13 protein-coding genes are annotated in these 16,913 nt (G+C 72.2%); 11 read left to right on the forward strand and 2 right to left on the reverse strand.

Features of this window, described 5'->3' with window-relative positions:
* Positions 1–10: 10 nt before the first annotated feature.
* Complete coding sequence (locus AB9M23_RS05790; protein ID WP_372423265.1) at positions 11–448, forward strand: carboxymuconolactone decarboxylase family protein; 438 nt, start codon at positions 11–13, stop codon at positions 446–448.
* Here the strand turns inward: AB9M23_RS05790 and AB9M23_RS05795 are convergent.
* Complete coding sequence (locus tag AB9M23_RS05795) at positions 427–1,167, reverse strand: GntR family transcriptional regulator (protein ID WP_372423267.1); 741 nt, start codon at positions 1,165–1,167, stop codon at positions 427–429. The two genes, AB9M23_RS05790 and AB9M23_RS05795, sit on opposite strands and share 22 nt — an antisense overlap.
* Positions 1,168–1,511: 344 nt before the next feature.
* On the opposite strand from AB9M23_RS05795, the gene AB9M23_RS05800 reads away from it, so the two are divergent.
* The 9 genes from AB9M23_RS05800 (at position 1,512) to AB9M23_RS05840 (ending at position 14,494) form a co-directional block, all read left to right on the forward strand.
* A complete protein-coding gene (locus AB9M23_RS05800) occupies positions 1,512–2,789 on the forward strand; it encodes an ABC transporter substrate-binding protein (protein ID WP_372423269.1) in 1,278 nt (425 codons plus the stop codon).
* A 78-nt stretch (positions 2,790–2,867) separates the two neighbouring features.
* Positions 2,868–3,911 (forward strand): carbohydrate ABC transporter permease, encoded by a 1,044-nt coding sequence (locus AB9M23_RS05805; RefSeq protein WP_372423271.1) that lies wholly within the window; start codon positions 2,868–2,870, stop codon positions 3,909–3,911.
* Positions 3,912–3,995: 84 nt separating this feature from the next.
* Positions 3,996–5,036, forward strand: coding sequence for a carbohydrate ABC transporter permease (locus tag AB9M23_RS05810; protein WP_372423773.1), 1,041 nt, complete (start codon positions 3,996–3,998; stop codon positions 5,034–5,036).
* 264 nt (positions 5,037–5,300) lie between these two features.
* Complete coding sequence (locus tag AB9M23_RS05815) at positions 5,301–6,428, forward strand: ABC transporter ATP-binding protein (RefSeq protein WP_372423272.1); 1,128 nt, start codon at positions 5,301–5,303, stop codon at positions 6,426–6,428.
* A gap of 14 nt (positions 6,429–6,442) precedes the next feature.
* Positions 6,443–8,833, forward strand: a complete 2,391-nt coding sequence (locus AB9M23_RS05820) for a glycoside hydrolase family 31 protein (RefSeq protein WP_372423274.1) — start codon at positions 6,443–6,445, stop codon at positions 8,831–8,833.
* 817 nt (positions 8,834–9,650) lie between these two features.
* The gene (locus AB9M23_RS05825; RefSeq protein ID WP_372423275.1) at positions 9,651–10,376 is read left to right on the forward strand and encodes a glucuronyl esterase domain-containing protein; all 726 of its coding nucleotides are present in this window, start codon (positions 9,651–9,653) and stop codon (positions 10,374–10,376) included.
* A complete protein-coding gene (gene uxaC / locus AB9M23_RS05830; RefSeq protein ID WP_372423276.1) occupies positions 10,373–11,806 on the forward strand; it encodes a glucuronate isomerase in 1,434 nt (477 codons plus the stop codon). The genes AB9M23_RS05825 and uxaC overlap by 4 nt, the downstream gene beginning before the upstream one ends.
* A gap of 16 nt (positions 11,807–11,822) precedes the next feature.
* Positions 11,823–13,022 carry a mannonate dehydratase gene (gene uxuA / locus AB9M23_RS05835; RefSeq protein ID WP_372423277.1) on the forward strand — a complete coding sequence of 400 codons (1,200 nt, stop codon included), beginning with the start codon at positions 11,823–11,825 and terminating at the stop codon, positions 13,020–13,022.
* Positions 13,019–14,494, forward strand: coding sequence for a mannitol dehydrogenase family protein (locus AB9M23_RS05840; RefSeq protein ID WP_372423278.1), 1,476 nt, complete (start codon positions 13,019–13,021; stop codon positions 14,492–14,494). The genes uxuA and AB9M23_RS05840 overlap by 4 nt, the downstream gene beginning before the upstream one ends.
* Before the next feature lie 45 nt (positions 14,495–14,539).
* Here AB9M23_RS05840 and AB9M23_RS05845 read toward each other — a convergent pair whose 3' ends face one another.
* Complete coding sequence (locus tag AB9M23_RS05845) at positions 14,540–15,811, reverse strand: UbiH/UbiF family hydroxylase (RefSeq protein ID WP_372423279.1); 1,272 nt, start codon at positions 15,809–15,811, stop codon at positions 14,540–14,542.
* Between the two features lie 177 nt (positions 15,812–15,988).
* On the opposite strand from AB9M23_RS05845, the gene AB9M23_RS05850 reads away from it, so the two are divergent.
* The gene (locus AB9M23_RS05850; RefSeq protein WP_372423280.1) at positions 15,989–16,843 is read left to right on the forward strand and encodes a DUF2182 domain-containing protein; all 855 of its coding nucleotides are present in this window, start codon (positions 15,989–15,991) and stop codon (positions 16,841–16,843) included.
* Positions 16,844–16,913: the final 70 nt, after the last annotated feature.

The raw sequence follows: 16,913 nt of genomic DNA on the forward strand, positions 1-16,913 counted from the left end.
GAGCGACGCGATGACCGGACACCCGCCCCTCCTCCCCCTCCTCGCCGACGACGCGCTCTCGCCGGCGGCGAAGGCGGTCTTCGACGACATCCGCGCGACCCGCGGGTCGGACTTCGTCAACAATTTCTGGCGCGCGCTGGCGCACGATCCGGAGCTCCTGCGGCGCACCTGGGAGGGCGTGAAGGCGGTGATGGCGCCCGGCGCCCTCGACCCGCTGACGAAGGAGCTGATCTACATCGCCGTCTCGGCGACGAACGGCTGCGAGTACTGCACCTGGTCGCACACGGCCGGGGCCAGGCCGAAGGGCATGACGGACGCGATGCTCATGGAGGTCCTCGCCGTCGCTGCGAAGGCCAACGAGACCAACCGCTTGGCGAACGGCCTGCGCGTGCCGGTCGACGAGGCCTTCCTGCCGGCGGCCGCTCCTCAGGGAACGTCCGTGAAGTAGTCCGGGTGCGCGGCGGCGGCCTCGGCGATGAAGCCGTGGATGTTGTTGAGATGCGCACGCACCGCCGCCGCGGCGCCGGCGGGGTCGCCCGCCTCGATCGCGTCGAGGATCGCGCCGTGCTCGCGCACGATGCGGGCGTAGGTCTCCTCCTTGGCGAGGCTGAGCACGCGGATGCGCACCCCGTGCGCCTCCTCCGCCCGCACCAGCGCCGCGATGCGGCCGTAGCCGGTCGCCGCCGCGAGGGTCTGGTGGAAGAGGTCGTCGGCCTCGTTGAAGGCCAACTGGTCGCGCGCCCGTGCGAGCGTGCGCATCCGCGCGACGAGAGCGCGGCAGCGGGCGATCACCTCCTCCTCCCCCGGCGCCGGCCCCACCTCGGCGAGCCGCGTCGCCACCGCGACCTCCAGCGCCTCGCGGATGAAGCGCGCCTCGAGGATGCGCTTGCGGTCGAGCTTCGCCACGAAGGTCCCGCGGTGCGGGCGCACCTCGATGAGCCCCGCCTCGGCGAGGCGGATGAAGGCCTCCCGCACCGGGGTGCGCGAGGCGTCCAGCGCGCGGGCGGTTTCCACCTCCGAGAGCCGCATGCCGGGGGTGAGCCGCATGCGCACGAGCGCGGCGTAGAGCCATTCGTAGATCTGGCTCGCCGCGGAGCGGCTGAAGTCGAGCGTACCGCCCGCCTCCAGCAGGGTTCGCAGCTCGGTCTCGTGGATCACGTCGCTCATCGCAGGCTCTGGCGGGACGGGCTCTGAAGGTCGGATCGCATCGACACCGGTCGGTGTCGTGCGGAGCAGATTGACACGTTTCGACGCCGCGCACTAGTATACCGGTACTCGAGACGTCGGGGCGGCGGTGGGAGACCGCATCCGCCTACGACGCGACGGCCGGCGAGAGACCGGCGGGGAGGACGCCGAGGGCTGGACGCGGGGGCTCGACGCCCGCGCGGTCCCGCGCCGACATCCACCCGACACGATGAGCTGATCCGATCGCGTGAGCCGGCGCCCCGTCGGCGCGCGACGGGCGAGACGGCCCGGGCGCCGAACGCCCGGAGACCTTCGGGAGGAGACCCATGACGAAGCTGATCACCACGCTCATGACCGGCGCGGCGGCGCTGGCGCTCACGGCCGGCGCGGCGGCCGCGCAGACGCAGGTCCGCATCGCCTGGTACAACGACGGCAACGAGGGCGAGGTGCTCGCCGACCTCATCGAGCGCTTCGAGGAGGCGAACCCGGACATCGACGTCGTGATCGACACGGTCGCCTACCAGGCGATCCTCGAATCGCTGCCCGTCCAGCTCGCCGCCGGCGAAGGGCCGGACATGGCTCGCGTCACCGACCTCGGCGGCCTCGCCGAGTACTATCTCGACCTGCGTCCCTACCTCGAGGACCCGGCCTATTGGGAGGCGAGCTTCGGCCCGTTCCTGAACTGGCTGCGGGTGCCGGGCGACGAAGACGCCATCCACGGCTACATGACGCAGCTGACCGTCACCGGTCCCTTCGTCAACAAGACGCTCTTCGAGCAGGCCGGCGTCGAGCTGCCGGGCGCCGACGCGACCTGGGCGGAGTGGGCCGAGGCCTCGCGGCAGGTCGCCGAGGCGACCGGCGCGCAGATCCCGCTCGCCATCGACCGCTCCGGCCACCGCATCGCCGGCCCGGCGATCTCGATGGGCGCCGCGTTCTTCGACGGGTCCGGCGAGCCGGCGGTCGTCGACGAGGGCTTCAGGACCTTCGCGCAGATGCTCTACGACTGGCACGCGGACGGTACGATGGCGAAGGACATCTTCGTCGCCGGATCGGGGGGCACCTACGTTCCGGCCAACCAGGAGTTCGTCAACGCGCAGACGGTGATGTACTACTCGGGCTCGTGGCAGATCGGCCAGTTCGCCCAGAACATCGGCCAGGACTTCGACTGGTGGGCGGTGCCCAACCCCTGCGGCCCGGCCGCCTGCTCGGGCATGCCCGGCGGCGCCGCGCTCGTCGCCATGAAGGACACCGATCATCCCGAGGAGGTCGCCCGGGTGATGGAGTACCTCTCCTCCCCCGAGGTGATCGCCGAGTTCGCCGGCCGCACGCTCTTCCTGCCCGGCCACCTGCAGCTCGACCCGGCTTCGATCGAGTTCCAGACGGAGAACCCGCTGGCGGCGCACGCGCTGCAGACCTTCGCGGCGGAAGTCCCGAAGGTTGCCGAGGCGGCCTATGCGCTGCAGGGCTACACCAACAACCGGATCGTCTTCAACGCCACCATCGCCCGCATCTCCGAGGCGATCGGCGGCGAGATGTCCCTCGACGACGCCTTCGGTCGCATCGAGACCGACATCGAGAACCAGCTCGCCGAAGCCGCACGCTGAGTTCGGCGCATTCGCTCCAGGCCGCCGGCGGATCGCATCCGCCGGCGGCCCCCCTTTCCGCCGAAGGACGAGAGACCCATGTCGCACGCGTCGTCCGGACCGGCGCCCGCCGAGGAGCGCCGCAGCCCGAGAGAGCTCGCCGGCGCGGGCTTCGGCGTGCTGTGGGCCGCGCTCATGCGCCTGTTCGAGCCGCCGATGGCGGCGCTCCAGCGGGTGCTCGGCATCGGGCGCATGCCCTATCTCTTCCTCCTGCCGAACCTCGCCTTCTTCGGCGTCTTCGTGATCACGCCGTTGTTCATCAACCTCGGCTACTCGGTCTCCGGCGGGACGAATCTCTACCTCTCGGATCGCCCCTTCGTCGGCGCGGAGCAGTACGGCTTCCTGTTCGACTGCGGCAGCTACCTCGACCCGACCTCCTGCCGCGAGGATCGCTTCTGGCGCGGCGTCTACAACACGATCACGTTCGTGACCTTCCAGGTCGCGTTCATGGTGCTGTTCGCGCTGATCACGGCGCTCGTGCTCAACCAGGAGATCCGCGCCCGCGGATTCTTCCGGGCGGTGTTCTTCTTCCCCGTCCTGCTCTCGCCGGTCGTCGTCGCCTTGATCTGGAAGTGGATCCTGCTGCGCGACGGGCTCCTCAACGCGATGCTGCTCGAGATGGGCTTCGACCGCATCCTCTGGCTGGCGGACGCCAATTGGGCGATGTTCTGGTCGGTCTTCGTCTCGGTCTGGGCGCACATGGGCTTCTACACGCTCATCCTGCTCGCCGGCTTGCAGGCGATCCCGCCTGACCTCTACGAGGCGGCGGAGATGGACGGCACGAGCCGCTGGCGCGCCTTCTGGCGCATCACGCTGCCACTGCTCTGGCCGAACCTGCTCGTCGTGCTCGTGCTGGCGCTGATCCGAGCGGTGCAGATCTTCGACGAGGTCTACGTGCTCACCGGCGGCGGACCGGGCACCGCCACGCAATTCCTGGTGCAGTACATCTACAATACGGGCTTCGCCAACCGGGTGCAGAATTTCGGGCTCGCCTCCGCGGCCTCCGTCGTCCTCGGCGTCGTCCTGTTCGCGCTCACCATCACCCAGCTCGCCCTCGCGCGTCGACGCGACGGGGCGGCCTGATCCGGGCTCGGGAGGAGAACCATGACCACCGAGACCGCAGCCGCCACGACCGGTCGGGGCCGCGCCCCGCAGAGGGGCGTCGTGATGGGCTTCCTGACGCGCCGGCGCGGGGGAAAGCGCCTGCACTGGACCGACTGGGCGACCTATGCGTACCTCGCCTTCGGCATCCTCCTGATGTTCGGGCCGATCGTCTGGCTCTTGATGTCGTCCTTCAAGACGCAGGCCGGCCTGCAGGAATTCCCGCCGACCTTCCTGCCGCTCTCCCAGGTGACCGTCGAGGTCGAGGGCAACGCGCGCCCCCTCCCTCTCTTTCGCGTGACGATGGAGGACGGCAGCGTGCGCGAACTCGCGGAAGTGCGCCGCATCGGCATCGTCTCGACCATGATCGACCCGGCGGAGCCGGAGGAGCGCCTCTCCGTGCCGATCGAGGCCCGCGAGCCGATTCGCGCGTTCCAGCTCGCGACCGAGAATTACACGACGCCCCTCGAGCAGTTCGCTTTCGGGCGCTACCTGTGGAACTCGGTGTTCGTCACCGTGATCGCGACGATCATCACGCTGATCATCAACTCGATGGCCGCCTTCGCGCTGTCGATCTACGAGTTCAAGGGCCGCAACCTCGCGATGGGCTTCATCATCTCGACGCTGATGATCCCCATCACCATCGTGCTGGTCCCCACCTACGTCGTCGTGGCCTCGCTCGGCATGGTCAACTCGCTGTGGGGCGTCATCATCCCCGGCGCGGCGACGCCCACCGGCGTGTTCCTGCTGCGGCAGTACATGCTCACGCTCCCCAAGGAGCTGATCGAGGCCGCGCGCATGGACAAGGCCAGCGAATGGCAGATCTACTGGCGCATCGTCCTGCCGCTCTCCCTGCCGGCGCTTGCGGTGCTGGCGATCTTCTCGATCATGTGGCGCTGGAACGACTTCCTCTGGCCGCTGATCGTGCTCAACCAGACGGAGGTCTACACGCTCCAGCTCGGGCTGAACGCCTTCCAGGGCGAGCTCAACACGCAATGGAACTACGTGCTGGCCATGACGGTCGTGACGCTCCTGCCCGTCGCCCTCGTCTTCGCCTTCCTCCAGCGCTTCATCACGACGGGCATCGCCTCGAGCGGGATGAAGTGATGGGCGCTCTTCTCGCTTCGCGCACACGCATGCGACCAGGAGATGGGAATTCCCCTCTCCCTCGTGGAGAGGGGCTAGGGGTGCGGGGCATCGCGCGAGGGGGGCCGTTCGACGGGCGCGCGCAAACGGAAATGCCGCGCTGCCCCGACCGCGAGACAATCCTGCACGCCCCACACCCCCGGCCCCTCTCCGAGAGAACGCACTCTCGGGAGAGGGGAGAGCCGGCATCGGCGGCTCCTCACACACTGCTTCGGAGAGCCTGACATGGCCACGATCGAGCTTCGCGACATCCGCAAGTCCTACAGCGACGTCGCGGTGATCCACGGCATCTCGCTGACGGTGGACGACGGCTCGTTCGTCGTGCTGGTCGGCCCGTCCGGTTGCGGCAAGTCCACGCTGCTGCGCATGATCGCCGGCCTCGAGGAGATCTCGGGCGGCGAACTCGTCATCGACGGGACGGTCGCCAACCACGAGGGCGCCGCCGATCGCGGGCTCGCCATGGTGTTCCAGTCCTACGCGCTCTACCCGCACATGACGGTCTACCAGAACATGTCCTTCGGGCTCGAGAACACCCGCATGCCCAAGGACGAGATCGACCGGCGAGTGCGCCGGGCGGCGGAGCAGCTGCGCATCGGGGACTACCTGAAGCGACGGCCCAAGGCCCTCTCGGGCGGGCAGCGCCAGCGCGTCGCCATCGGCCGCGCCATCGTGCGCGACCCCAAGGCCTTCCTCTTCGACGAGCCGCTCTCCAACCTCGACGCGGAGCTGCGCGTGGCCATGCGCAAGGAGCTCGCGGCGCTCCATCGGGAACTCGGTGCGACCATGGTCTACGTCACCCACGACCAGGTCGAGGCGATGACCCTCGCCGACAAGATCGTCGTTCTCAACGCCGGCCGCGTCGAGCAGAGCGGCGCACCGCTCGACCTCTACAACAGGCCGGCGAACCGGTTCGTGGCGGGCTTCATCGGTTCGCCGCGGATGAACATGCTCGAGGGCGCGCTCGCCGAGCGGGTCTCCGGCGGGGTGGTCGTGGCGCTCGACGGTGGGCACCGGTTGGTGCTGCCGTTCGACCCGCCCGGCCTGGCGCCGGGCACGCGCCTCACCGTGGGCGTGCGCCCCGAGCACGTCGACATCGCCGGGCGCGAGGCGTCCGGCGCGCTGCCGGCGAGCGTCGACATCAACGAGCAGCTCGGCGGCGAGACCTATCTCTACTGCACGCTCGCCGGCCAGGAGCAGGTGACCGTCCACCAGCCGGGGCAGCGCGCGGTGCGACACGGCGACGCCGTCGGGCTGACGATCCGCACCTCCGGCATCCACCTCTTCGCGCAGGACGGCAGCGTCGTCGCCCACGGCGCCGACCACGCGCCGGCGGACGCCGCCGCGGCGCACTGACGAAAGCACGATCGATGAAGCTCCTCGCGCGCGCGGACGCGGTCCGCGACATCCCTCACGGTGTCGAAGTCGAGACCGATCACGGCGCGCGCCTCCGCGTCGTCCTCGCCGGGCCGGACCTCGTCCACGTTTCCCTCGTGCGCGCCGCGGGCTGGCGTCTCGACCGCACCTGGACCATAGCGCCGAACGGCCTGGAGCCGCCGGACGACGGCCGCGCGCGCGACAGCCTCGACGGCTTCGCGCCGCCGCAGACGCGCGTGGCGCAGGACGACGGCGTCGTCACCCTCGCGGGCGGCGACGTCGCGGTCGCGATCCGCGCGAACCCGCTCCACCTTTCCTTCCATCGGGCCGGCGAGAGCGCGCCGTTCGCGTCGGATCGGCCGAGCGGCGCCTACATGCTCTCGCGACGCACGAACGCCTTCGTCCACCACATGGCGCGCCGGCCCTCGGAGCGGCACTACGGGCTCGGCGACAAGGCGGGTCCGGTCGATCGCACCGGCCGGCGCTTCAGGCTCGAGGCGGTGGACCCGTGCGGCTACGACGCGGAGACCTCCGACCCGCTCTACAAGGTCGCGCCGCTCCTGATCTGCGACGACCGCGAGACGGGCGTCGCCCACGGCATCCTCTACGACAACCTCGCCGCCGCCGACCTCGATCTCGGCGCGACGATCGACAATTACCACGCGCCTTTCCGCAGCTACCGGGCGGAGGACGGCGACCTCGACTACTGGGTCGTGCTCGGGCCCTCGGTGCTCGACGTCGCGCGCAAGATCGACAGGCTCGTCGGCGGCCAGGCGCTGCCGCCCAAATGGGCGCTCGGCTTCGGCCTCACCTCCATGAGCATCGCCGACGCGCCGGACGCGGATGCGCGCATCCGTGAGATCATCGCCGATTTCGCGCGCCACGACCTGCCCTGCGACACGTTCCATTTCGGTTCGGGCTACACGCTCCACGGCGGCAGGCGCCACACCTTCCGCTGGAACGAGACGAAGTTCCCCGATCCCGCCGGCACGCTCGCCGCGCTCCGGGAGGCGGGCCTGCGCACGATCACCAACATCAAGCCCTGCCTCCTCGACGACCACCCGGATTACGGCCCGGCGGCCGAGGCGGGCATTCTGGTCAAGGACGGCGACGGGGCGGACGCGCCCCCCGCCGTCTCGCTCTTCTGGGACGGGCCGGGCGCGCATCTCGACTTCACCAACCCCGACGGCGTCGCCTGGTGGCGTTCGCGCATGCGCGAGCGGCTTCTCTCGATCGGCGTCGACACGGTCTGGAACGACAACAACGAGTACGAGATCTGGGACGAGGACGCGCGCTGCGCCGGCTTCGGGAAGCCCTTCGACCTCGCGCTCGCGCGCCCGCTCCAGCCTCTCCTGATGACCCGCGCGTCCTTCCGGGAGCAGCAGGACGTCGCGCCCGGCACGCGCCCCTACGCCATCACCCGCGCGGGCGGCCCCGGCATCGGGCGCTACGGGCAGAGCTGGACGGGCGACAACACCACCGCCTGGAAGACCCTGCGCTGGAACATCGCGCAGGGCCTCTCCATGGGCCTCTCCGCCATGGGCAACACCGGCCACGACGTCGGCGGATTCCTCGGGCCGGAGCCGGCGCCGGAGCTGCTCGTGCGTTTCACCGAGATGTGCAGCCTCTGGCCGCGCATGGTGATGAACTCGTGGAAGGCCTCCGGCGTGACCACCCTGCCGTGGATGTACCCGCAGGTCGTCCCGCAGATGCGCGAGGCGATGCGCCTGCGCTACCGGCTGATGCCCTACCTCTACACGGCCATGTGGCGCGCGGCCGTGGACGGGACGCCCGCGGTGAAGCCGCTGTTCACGCTCTTCCCGGACGACCCCCTCGTGGCGACGCGCGACGACCTCTTCCTGCTCGGCGACGAGCTCCTCGTCGCGCCGGTCCTCGAAGAGGGCCGGACGCGCCGCGCCGTGCCCCTGCCGGCCGGGACGGCGTGGATCGACTTCCACACGGGTGACCGCTTCGAGGGCGGGCGCGTGGTCGAGGTCGAGGCGCCGCTCGGGCGGCTTCCCGTGCTGGTGCGCGAAGGCGCGCTGATTCCGCTCTCGCGGCAGCTCACGCGCATCGACCCGGTGCGCGAGACCTGGCGAGGCTTGCGCGTCCATCCCGGGTCGGACGGCGTGTCCGAGACGGTGGTCTACGAGGACGACGGCGAGACGGCGGATTGGCGCGGGGCCGGCTCGTGCCGGATCGTGCTGATGATGTGCGTCGACGGCGACACGCTGATCCTCGACGCCCAACGTGTCGGCACGTTCCGCCCGGCCTACGACGCGCTCGAGATCGAGATCGCCGGCGGGCGCCGGTTCGCCGAGATCGTGCTGAACGGCACGCCGGCCGCGCCCGGCGCGCCCCTGCACCTCGCCTTCGACGCGTGAGGGAGGGCTCGGGATGGCGCCCTCGGTCATCCGGGATGTCGGCAGGCGCGACCGCCTCGTCGGCCACGTCTACGGCGGGGTCCCATGTGCCCCGGAACGCCTCGCGGTCGCGAGCCGCTCCTGGCCGGAGGCCTGCGGAGAGATCCTGACGCTCGCGATGTCGAACGACGGGCGGGAGCACACGGTCGATGCCGCACTCTTCCTGCCGCCGAACGCGACGGTCCCGGTCCCCCTCGTCGTCGGCCTGTGCTTCCTGGGGCCGCTCGGGGCGGTCGACGCGCCGGGCTTCCCCGTCGATTCCCATGCGGTCGTGGAGGCGACGAGCGCCGGCTTCCCCGACGGGCGCCTCGACCCCGCCATGCGCGGCCGCCACGCCGCGCGCTGGCCGCGCGACCTCTTCCAAGCCGCCGGCTGTGGGCTGCTGCTGGCCTGTTACGGCTCCTTCACGCCGGACGACCCGATCGCGGCGTTCACCCATGGCATCGCACCGCTCATGGGCACACCCGAGCGGCCGATGCCGTCTCTCCCTTCCCCCGACGACGCGTCTTCTCGGAGAGGGGCCGGGGGTGGGGGGCGTGAAGGACGCCTTCGTGACGGATGCCGCGCGGGATACGCGGACGCTCGCATCGGCGGCGTGCTCCATCCTGAAGGCCCCACACCCCCCACCCCTCTCCACGAGGGAGAGGGGAGTTCCCGATCGCCCACCATCGACCGGGCGGCTCGCAATCCCGCCTCGCCCCCGCCCGAAAGTACGATCGCATCGTTCACGAAAGCCGCCGACGGTCTCCCCTCTCCCTCGTGGAGAGGGGCCGGGGGTGTGGGGCGTTCAGAACGAGACGCGTCCGTCGATGCAGGCGAATGGCGCGAGAACGAGCGGCGAGCCCTTCACCCGACGCCCCCCACCCCCCACCCCTCCCCACGAGGGGGAGGGGAGCGCGTCGAGCATGCCGCACCCGGCGCCATCGCGCTGTGGGCCTGGGCCTATTCCCGTCTCGTCGACGTCGCCCTCGCCCGGTCCGAGATCGATCCCGCGCGGATCGTCGTCGCCGGCCATTCGCGGCTCGGCAAGGCGGCGCTCCTCGCGGCCGCGCACGACACCCGCATAGCCGGCGTCTTCGCCAACAATTCCGGCTGCCTCGGCGTGCGCCCCTCCGCCGTCCGCCGCGGTGAGACGCCCGAGGCGCTGGCCGCGCGGTTCCCGCATTGGCCGACGCCGGCCTTCGCCGCCGATCCGCGCCCACCCGAGGGGCTCGACCAGCAGGACCTGCTCGCGGCCATCGCCCCGCGCCGGCTCTACGCCGCGAGCGCATCCGAGGACGCCTGGGCCGATCCCGAAGGCGAGCGAGCCGGCCTCGTCGCCGCGGCCCCGGCCTGGCGCGCGCTCGGCTGCGACGTTCCCGAGATCGACGCGGAGGCATCCCTCGTGCCTGGTGCGGCGTTCACCGCAGGCCCCCTGGGCTGGCACCTGCGAGCGGGCCCGCACGACCTCACGCGCGCCGACTGGGAGCGCGCCCTCCCCCACCTCCTGGAGCGACCCCGATGACGACGCCTCTCCTCGACCCGGATCGCCTCCTGCCGATCGCCGAGCCCGCACGGGGCCTCGCCCGCGACCTCTACGCGCGGGTGCGCGACCTCCCCCTCGTCTGCCCGCACGGCCACACCGATCCCGCCTGGTTCGCGACGAACGAAGCCTTCCAGGACGCGTCCGAGCTGCTTCTGTGGCCCGACCACTACCTCGTCCGCATGCTCCAGAGCCGCGGCGTGCCCTACGAGGCGCTCGGCATCGCGCCCAGGCGCGACCGCGGCATCCCGGTCGCTTCGCCGCGGGAGGGCTGGCGGACCTTCGCCTCGCACTACGACCTCTTCCGCGGCACGCCCTCGCGCCTGTGGCTCGACCACGCGCTGCACGAGGTGCTCGGCCTCGAGAAGCGGCTGTCCAACGAGACCGCCGACTGGGCCTACGACGCGATCAACGAGCGGCTCTCCGACGACGCCTTCCGCCCACGCGCGCTCTACGAGCGCTTCGGCATCGAGGTGCTGGCCACGACGGACGCCGCCACCGACACGCTCGACCACCACCGCGCCGTTCGCGACAGCGGCTGGGGCGGGCGCGTCATCCCCACGTTTCGCCCCGACGCCGTCACCGATCCCGAGCACGAGGCCTTCCAGGCCTCGATGGCGGAGCTGCGGCGGCTCACCGGTGCGGACGTCTCGCGCTGGGGCGACTACCTGGAGGCGCTGCGTCAGCGCCGGGCGGTCTTCGCCGATCTGGGCGCGACCGCGACCGACCACGGCCCGCCCTCGGCCATGACTGCGGACCTCGACGAGGAGACCTGCCAGAAGCTCCTCGCCGGCGCGCTCGCGGGCGCGCTGACGCCCGAGGATTCCGCGCTCTTCCGGGCGCAGATGCTCACCGAGATGGCGGGCATGTCGGCGCAGGACGGGCTCGTCATGCAGATCCATGCGGGCTCCTGGCGCAACCACGCGGGCGCGATCTTCGAGGCTTTCGGCCGCGACAGGGGCTTCGACGTGCCGCTGAAGGTGGACTGGACCGGCGGGCTCCACGCGCTCCTCGCACGCCACGGCTTCGCCGAGCGGTTGAGGATCATCCTCTTCACGCTGGACGAGACGACGCTCACCCGCGAGATCGCGCCGCTGGCCGGCGCCTATCCCTCGCTCCTGATCGGTCCGGCCTGGTGGTTCTTCGACGCGCCCGAGGGCATGCGCCGGCACCGCCGGCTCGTGACGGAGACCGCCGGCTTCGCCAACCACGCCGGCTTCAACGACGACACCCGCGCGCTGCTCTCGCTCCCGGCACGCCACGACATGTCCCGGCGCATCGAATGCGGGCTCCTCGCGGAGATGGTCTGCGAGGGCGTCCTCCACCGCGACGAGGCGGAGCCGCTCGCCGAGGAGATGACGGTCGGCCTCGCGCGGCGGGCCTACAATCTCCAAGCTGTTTCAATCAATTGAGGATCGGATTTCATCCATGCTCGAAAGCTGGCGCTGGTTCGGCCCCGCCGACGTCGTGAGCCTGACCGACATCGCCCAGGCGGGCGCGACGGGGATCGTGAGCGCGCTGCACCACGTGCCCACCGGCATCGCCTGGTCGGACGCGGAAATCGCCGCGCGCAAGCGGATGATCGAGACGCATCCCGATGGGCGACCGACGGGGCTGCACTGGGCCGTCGTCGAGAGCGTCCCGGTGTCGGAGGACATCAAGACGCAGACGGGGGACTGGCACGCGCATCTCGAGGCGTACCGGCAGACGCTGGCGGCGCTGGGCCGCGCCGGCATCGGCATCGTCTGCTACAATTTCATGCCGGTGCTCGACTGGACCCGCACCGACCTCGCCCACGCGACGCCCACCGGCGCCACCGCGATGGTGTTCGACGCGATCGACTTCGCCGCCTTCGACCTGCATCTGCTGGCCCGCGCGAACGCCGCCGAGGACTACCCCGAGGCGATCCGCGAGGCGGCCGCGCGGCGCTTCGGCGGCATGAGCGAGGACGCCAAGCGGGTGCTGGCCGACAACGTGCTCGCGGGCCTTCCCGGCGCCGCCGAGCATTGGGACGTGGAGGGCGTGCGCGCCCATCTCGCGCGCTACGCCGCCATCGGGCCGGAGCGGCTGCGGGCGAACTTCTTCGCCTTCCTGGAGGCGGTCGTGCCGGCGGCCGAGGAGGCCGGCGTGCGGCTGTGCTGCCACCCGGACGACCCGCCCTTCCCGCTCCTGGGGCTGCCGCGGATCGTCTCGACCCTCGACGATTATCGCGCGATGCTCGCCGCTGTCGACAGCCCCGCCAACGGCGTGACGTTCTGCACGGGCTCGCTCGGAGCGCGGGCGGACAACGACGTGCCGGCGATGGCCCGCGCGCTCGCGCCCCACATCGTTTTCGCGCACCTGCGCAACGTCGCCCGCGCGCCCGACGGCTCCTTCGCCGAGGTGAATCACCTCGAGGGCGACGTCGACATGGTCGCGGTCATCGCGGCGCTGCTCGACGAGGAGGCGCGCCGACGGCGGGCCGGGGATCCGCACCCGGTCATCCCCATGCGCCCGGACCACGGGCACGTCATGCTCGACGACTTCAGGCGCCCGAGCCAGCCGGGCTACCCGGCGATCGGCCGCCTGCGCGGGCTCGCGGAGCTGCGCGGGGTGGCGACGGCGCTCGCCCATGGAGGAACGCGATGACGAGGCTCACGGAGGCGGCGCTCTGCGCGCTGCCCGCATCCGTCCAGAAGCCGGCTTACGATCGCACGGCGCACGCCGTAGGGATCGTCCATCTCGGCGTCGGCGCCTTTCACAAGGCGCACCAGGCGGTCTACACCGACGACGCCCTCGCCGCCGCCGGCGGCGACTGGAGGATCGCCGGCATCGGCCTGCGACGTCCCGACGCCGAGGAGGCGCTCGCGCCGCAGGACGGACTCTACACGCTGATCGAGCGCGGCCCCGAGGGTCCGCGGGCGCGGGTGATCGGCGCCCTCGCGGAGGTCCTCACCGCGCCGCGGGACCCGGCGCGCACCCGCGCGCTCCTGACCGCGCCGAGCACCCGGATCGTGAGCCTCACCGTCACCGAGAAGGCCTACGGCCTCGACCCGGCGACCGGCGGCCTCGACGCCGCGCGCCCGGACATCGCGGCCGATCTGGCCTCTCCGGACGCGCCGACCACCGCGGTCGGCTGGATCGTCCACGCGCTGGGGCTGCGGCGCACGGCCGGACTCGCGCCCTTCACGCCGCTCTCCTGCGACAACCTCCCCGAGAACGGCGCCGTCCTCGGCCGGCTCGTCCGGGAGTTCGCCGCGCGCGTCGACCCCGACCTCGCCGCCTGGATCGCCGCCGAGGTGCCCTTCCCCTCGACCATGGTCGACCGCATCACGCCCGCGTCCACCGACGAGACCCTGGCGGACGCCCGCCGCCTCGCGGGCTTCGAGGACGAGGCCGCGACCGAGACCGAGCCGTTCACCCAATGGGTGATTGAGGACCGCTTCGCGGCCGGGCGCCCGGCCTGGGACGCGGCGGGCGCGATCCTCGCCGCGGACGTGCGGCCCTACGAGGCGATGAAGCTGCGGCTCCTCAACGGCGCGCACTCGCTGATCGCCTATTCAGGCGCCGTCGCCGGGCTCGCCCACGTGCGCGACGTGATGGGGCGGGAAGACCTCGCCGCCCTCGTCGCCGCGCATCAGGACGCGGTGGCACGCACCCTCGCGCCGGTGCCGGGCATCGACCTGGACGCCTACCAGCGCGACCTGCGGGCGCGCTTCGCCAACCCGGCGATGGCGCATCGCACGGTCCAGATCGCCATGGACGGCTCGCAGAAGCTCCCGCCGCGCCTCGTCGAGCCCGCGCTCGAGGCGCTGGAGCGTGGCCTGCCGTGGCGCACCTGCGCCTTCGCGATCGCGGCCTGGATGCGGTTCCTGGAGGGCCGCGACGAGGCCGGCGCGGAGCTTCCTCTTTCAGACCCGCTCGCCGAGACCCTGCGCGCGACGCTCGCCGCCGCGGGCTCGGACCCCGGGGACCGCGCCCGCGCGCTCCTCGCGCTCGAGGCGATCTTCCCGCCGACGCTCTCCCGGCACGACGCGTTCGCCCGCACCGTCGCGGAGGACCTCGCACGCATCGTGCGCGACGGCATGCTCCCCGCCGCCCGCGCGGCGCTCGAGGGCTGATCGCGCACCGGTCCTCCCCTGCGGGGAAGAGACGGCCCTGCCCCGTCAGAACGCCACCGCCCTCGGCTCGCGGCGGCGCATCAGCCGAGGCGTGCCGATCGTCGGCGTCACGCCCTCGCGCATCAGGAGGCGCCGCAGCGGTCCGACGGCGGCGAGCGCGTGCAGGCCCGCGCCGCGAAGGAAGTCCGCCGGGAGCATGCCTGCGAGCAGCGTGCGGTTGAGCATGTCGACGCCCATCGTGCGGGTGCGCACGTCGAGCGCGCGGGAGCGCTCGTAGGCGGCGAGTGCCGCCCGCGCTCCCGGGTCCTCGGCCCCGCGCGCGACGACCGCGTCCCGCAGCGAGGCGACGTCGCGAAGCCCGAGGTTGAGCCCCTGCGCACCGATCGGCGGGAAGACGTGCGCCGTCTCGCCCACCAGCGCGAGCCGGTCCGCCGTGTAGCGCGGGACGGACATGCCCGTCATCGGCACGACGCCGCGCGGCCCGTCGACCCGCATCGCGCCGAGCAGTGAGCGGGCCTGCCGCTCGACGGCGCGGGCGAGCGCGTCGTCGTCGAGGGCGGCGAGCGCCTCCGCCTTCTCCGGCGCCGTGACCCAGACGAGGCTCGAGCGGCGCCCCGGCAGCGGCACGAGCGTGAACGGGCCGTGGCGGGTGTGGAACTCGGTCGAGACGTCGCGATGATCGCGCTCGTGGGCGAGGATCGTGGTGAGCGCCTTCTGGGGATAGGCCCAGGTGCGCGTGCGGATGCCGGCGTCCTCGCGCAGCCTCGAGCCGCGCCCGTCGGCGGCGACGACGAGCGAGGCCGGCAGCACGCTCCCGTCCGCCAGCCGCACGGCCCGGCGCGCCATGGGCTCTCCCACGTCGCCCCCCTCGGCCGCGTCCTCGCCCGGCGCGAGCACCTCCTGCACGCCGCCGAGGCCGTCGCAGGCCACGGGAAAATGCGCGAGGCCGGGCACCTCGCCCACGGCCTCCGCCAGCCGCTCGACGAGCGTGGCGTTCTCCACGTTCCAGCCGAAGGCGTCGAGGTCGATCTCCCGGGCCTTGAAATCCACGGTCGGGGCGCGGAAGAGGTTGTCGGTCGCATCCACGAGCCGCATCGTCTCGAGCGGCGCGGCGTCGGGCACGATCGCGTCCCAGACGCCGAGCGCCTCGAGGAAGCTGACCGAGCCGTCGAGCAGCGCCACGGTGCGGCCGTCGCGCGCCGCCCGCGCCTCCCCGACCAGCGCCGTCGAGAAGCCCTCGCGGGCGAAGGCGAGCGCGGCCGCGAGCCCCGTCGCACCCGCGCCGACGACGACCACGTCGAAGGTCCTGTCCGTCATGTCCCGTTCCTCGCTGCCGTGTGCCGTCGCTGCGACGTGTGCGCAGGGTATGTAGCGCGTCGCGTACACCATGGCGATTGATACGCGTCAACGCGCCCCGGCGGCGGTTCCGCTAGGCTGTGCGCGTGCTATGATGCATTGCGTCCCGTCGCGCACTCGAGATCGTAGAGACCCGCCGTGAGCCGATCCGCCGATCCCGTCTCCGCCGCTCTCCCCCGCCCGTGGGAGCGCCCGGTCCCGGTCGCCATCGTCTCGATCGGGGCGCTCACCCTCGTCGGCTGGGCCATCCTGCTCGTCGAGGCGATCCGCCGCGGCGGCGGCGCGGACGCGTTCCTGGAGGCGCTGTGCACCCCCGCCGCCGTCCTGGAAGCGCCGAGCCTCGCGGGCGCGCTCTCCGCGCTCGGCATCTCCGTCGCCATGTGGATCGCCATGAGCGTGGCGATGATGCTGCCGACCGCGAGCGCGCTCCTCGTCGGATACGCCGAGAAGGCCGAGGCTGCGCGTACCGCCGGCAGCCCCGCGGTCTCTCCCATGCTCGTGGGCGCTGGATACCTCGCTGTGTGGGTGGTGCTCTCGATCCTCGTCGCGCTCCTCCAGACCGGCGTCTCCATCGCCTTCGCCTCCGCGGACCTGCCGGATCGGCTCGCGGGCGTGCTCGGCGGCGCGGCGCTCGGGGCGGCGGGGCTCTACCAGTTCACCGCCTTCAAGCTCTCCTGCCTCGTCGCCATCGGCGCGCCCTTCCGCGCGCGCCCGGAGGGCTGGCTCGCAAGCCCGCGCGCGGTCTTCCGCCTCGGCCTCGAGCAGGGCGTGCGCTGCGTCGGCTGCTGCTGGGCGATGATGGCGGTTCTCGTCGTGCTCGGGGCGATGAACCTCGTCTGGATGGCGGTGTTCTCGGCCATCATGGCCGCCGAGAAGCTCGCCGCGACGCCGCGCGCGGCGAAGATCGTCGGCGCCGGTCTCCTCGCCGCGGGGCTCGCGCTGTCGCTCGACGCGGTCGGCCTCGCGCCGATCGTGGCCTATCTCGGGCGTTGAGAACGTCCTTACCGGTGGATGACGTGGGCGCGAGGGCCTTGCCGCGCTTGCGATCCGCGCCCCGAGCGGC

Origin of the sequence: Salinarimonas chemoclinalis (genome assembly GCF_041514305.1) — a bacterium.
In the GTDB taxonomy this organism is placed as follows: domain Bacteria; phylum Pseudomonadota; class Alphaproteobacteria; order Rhizobiales; family Beijerinckiaceae; genus Salinarimonas; species Salinarimonas chemoclinalis.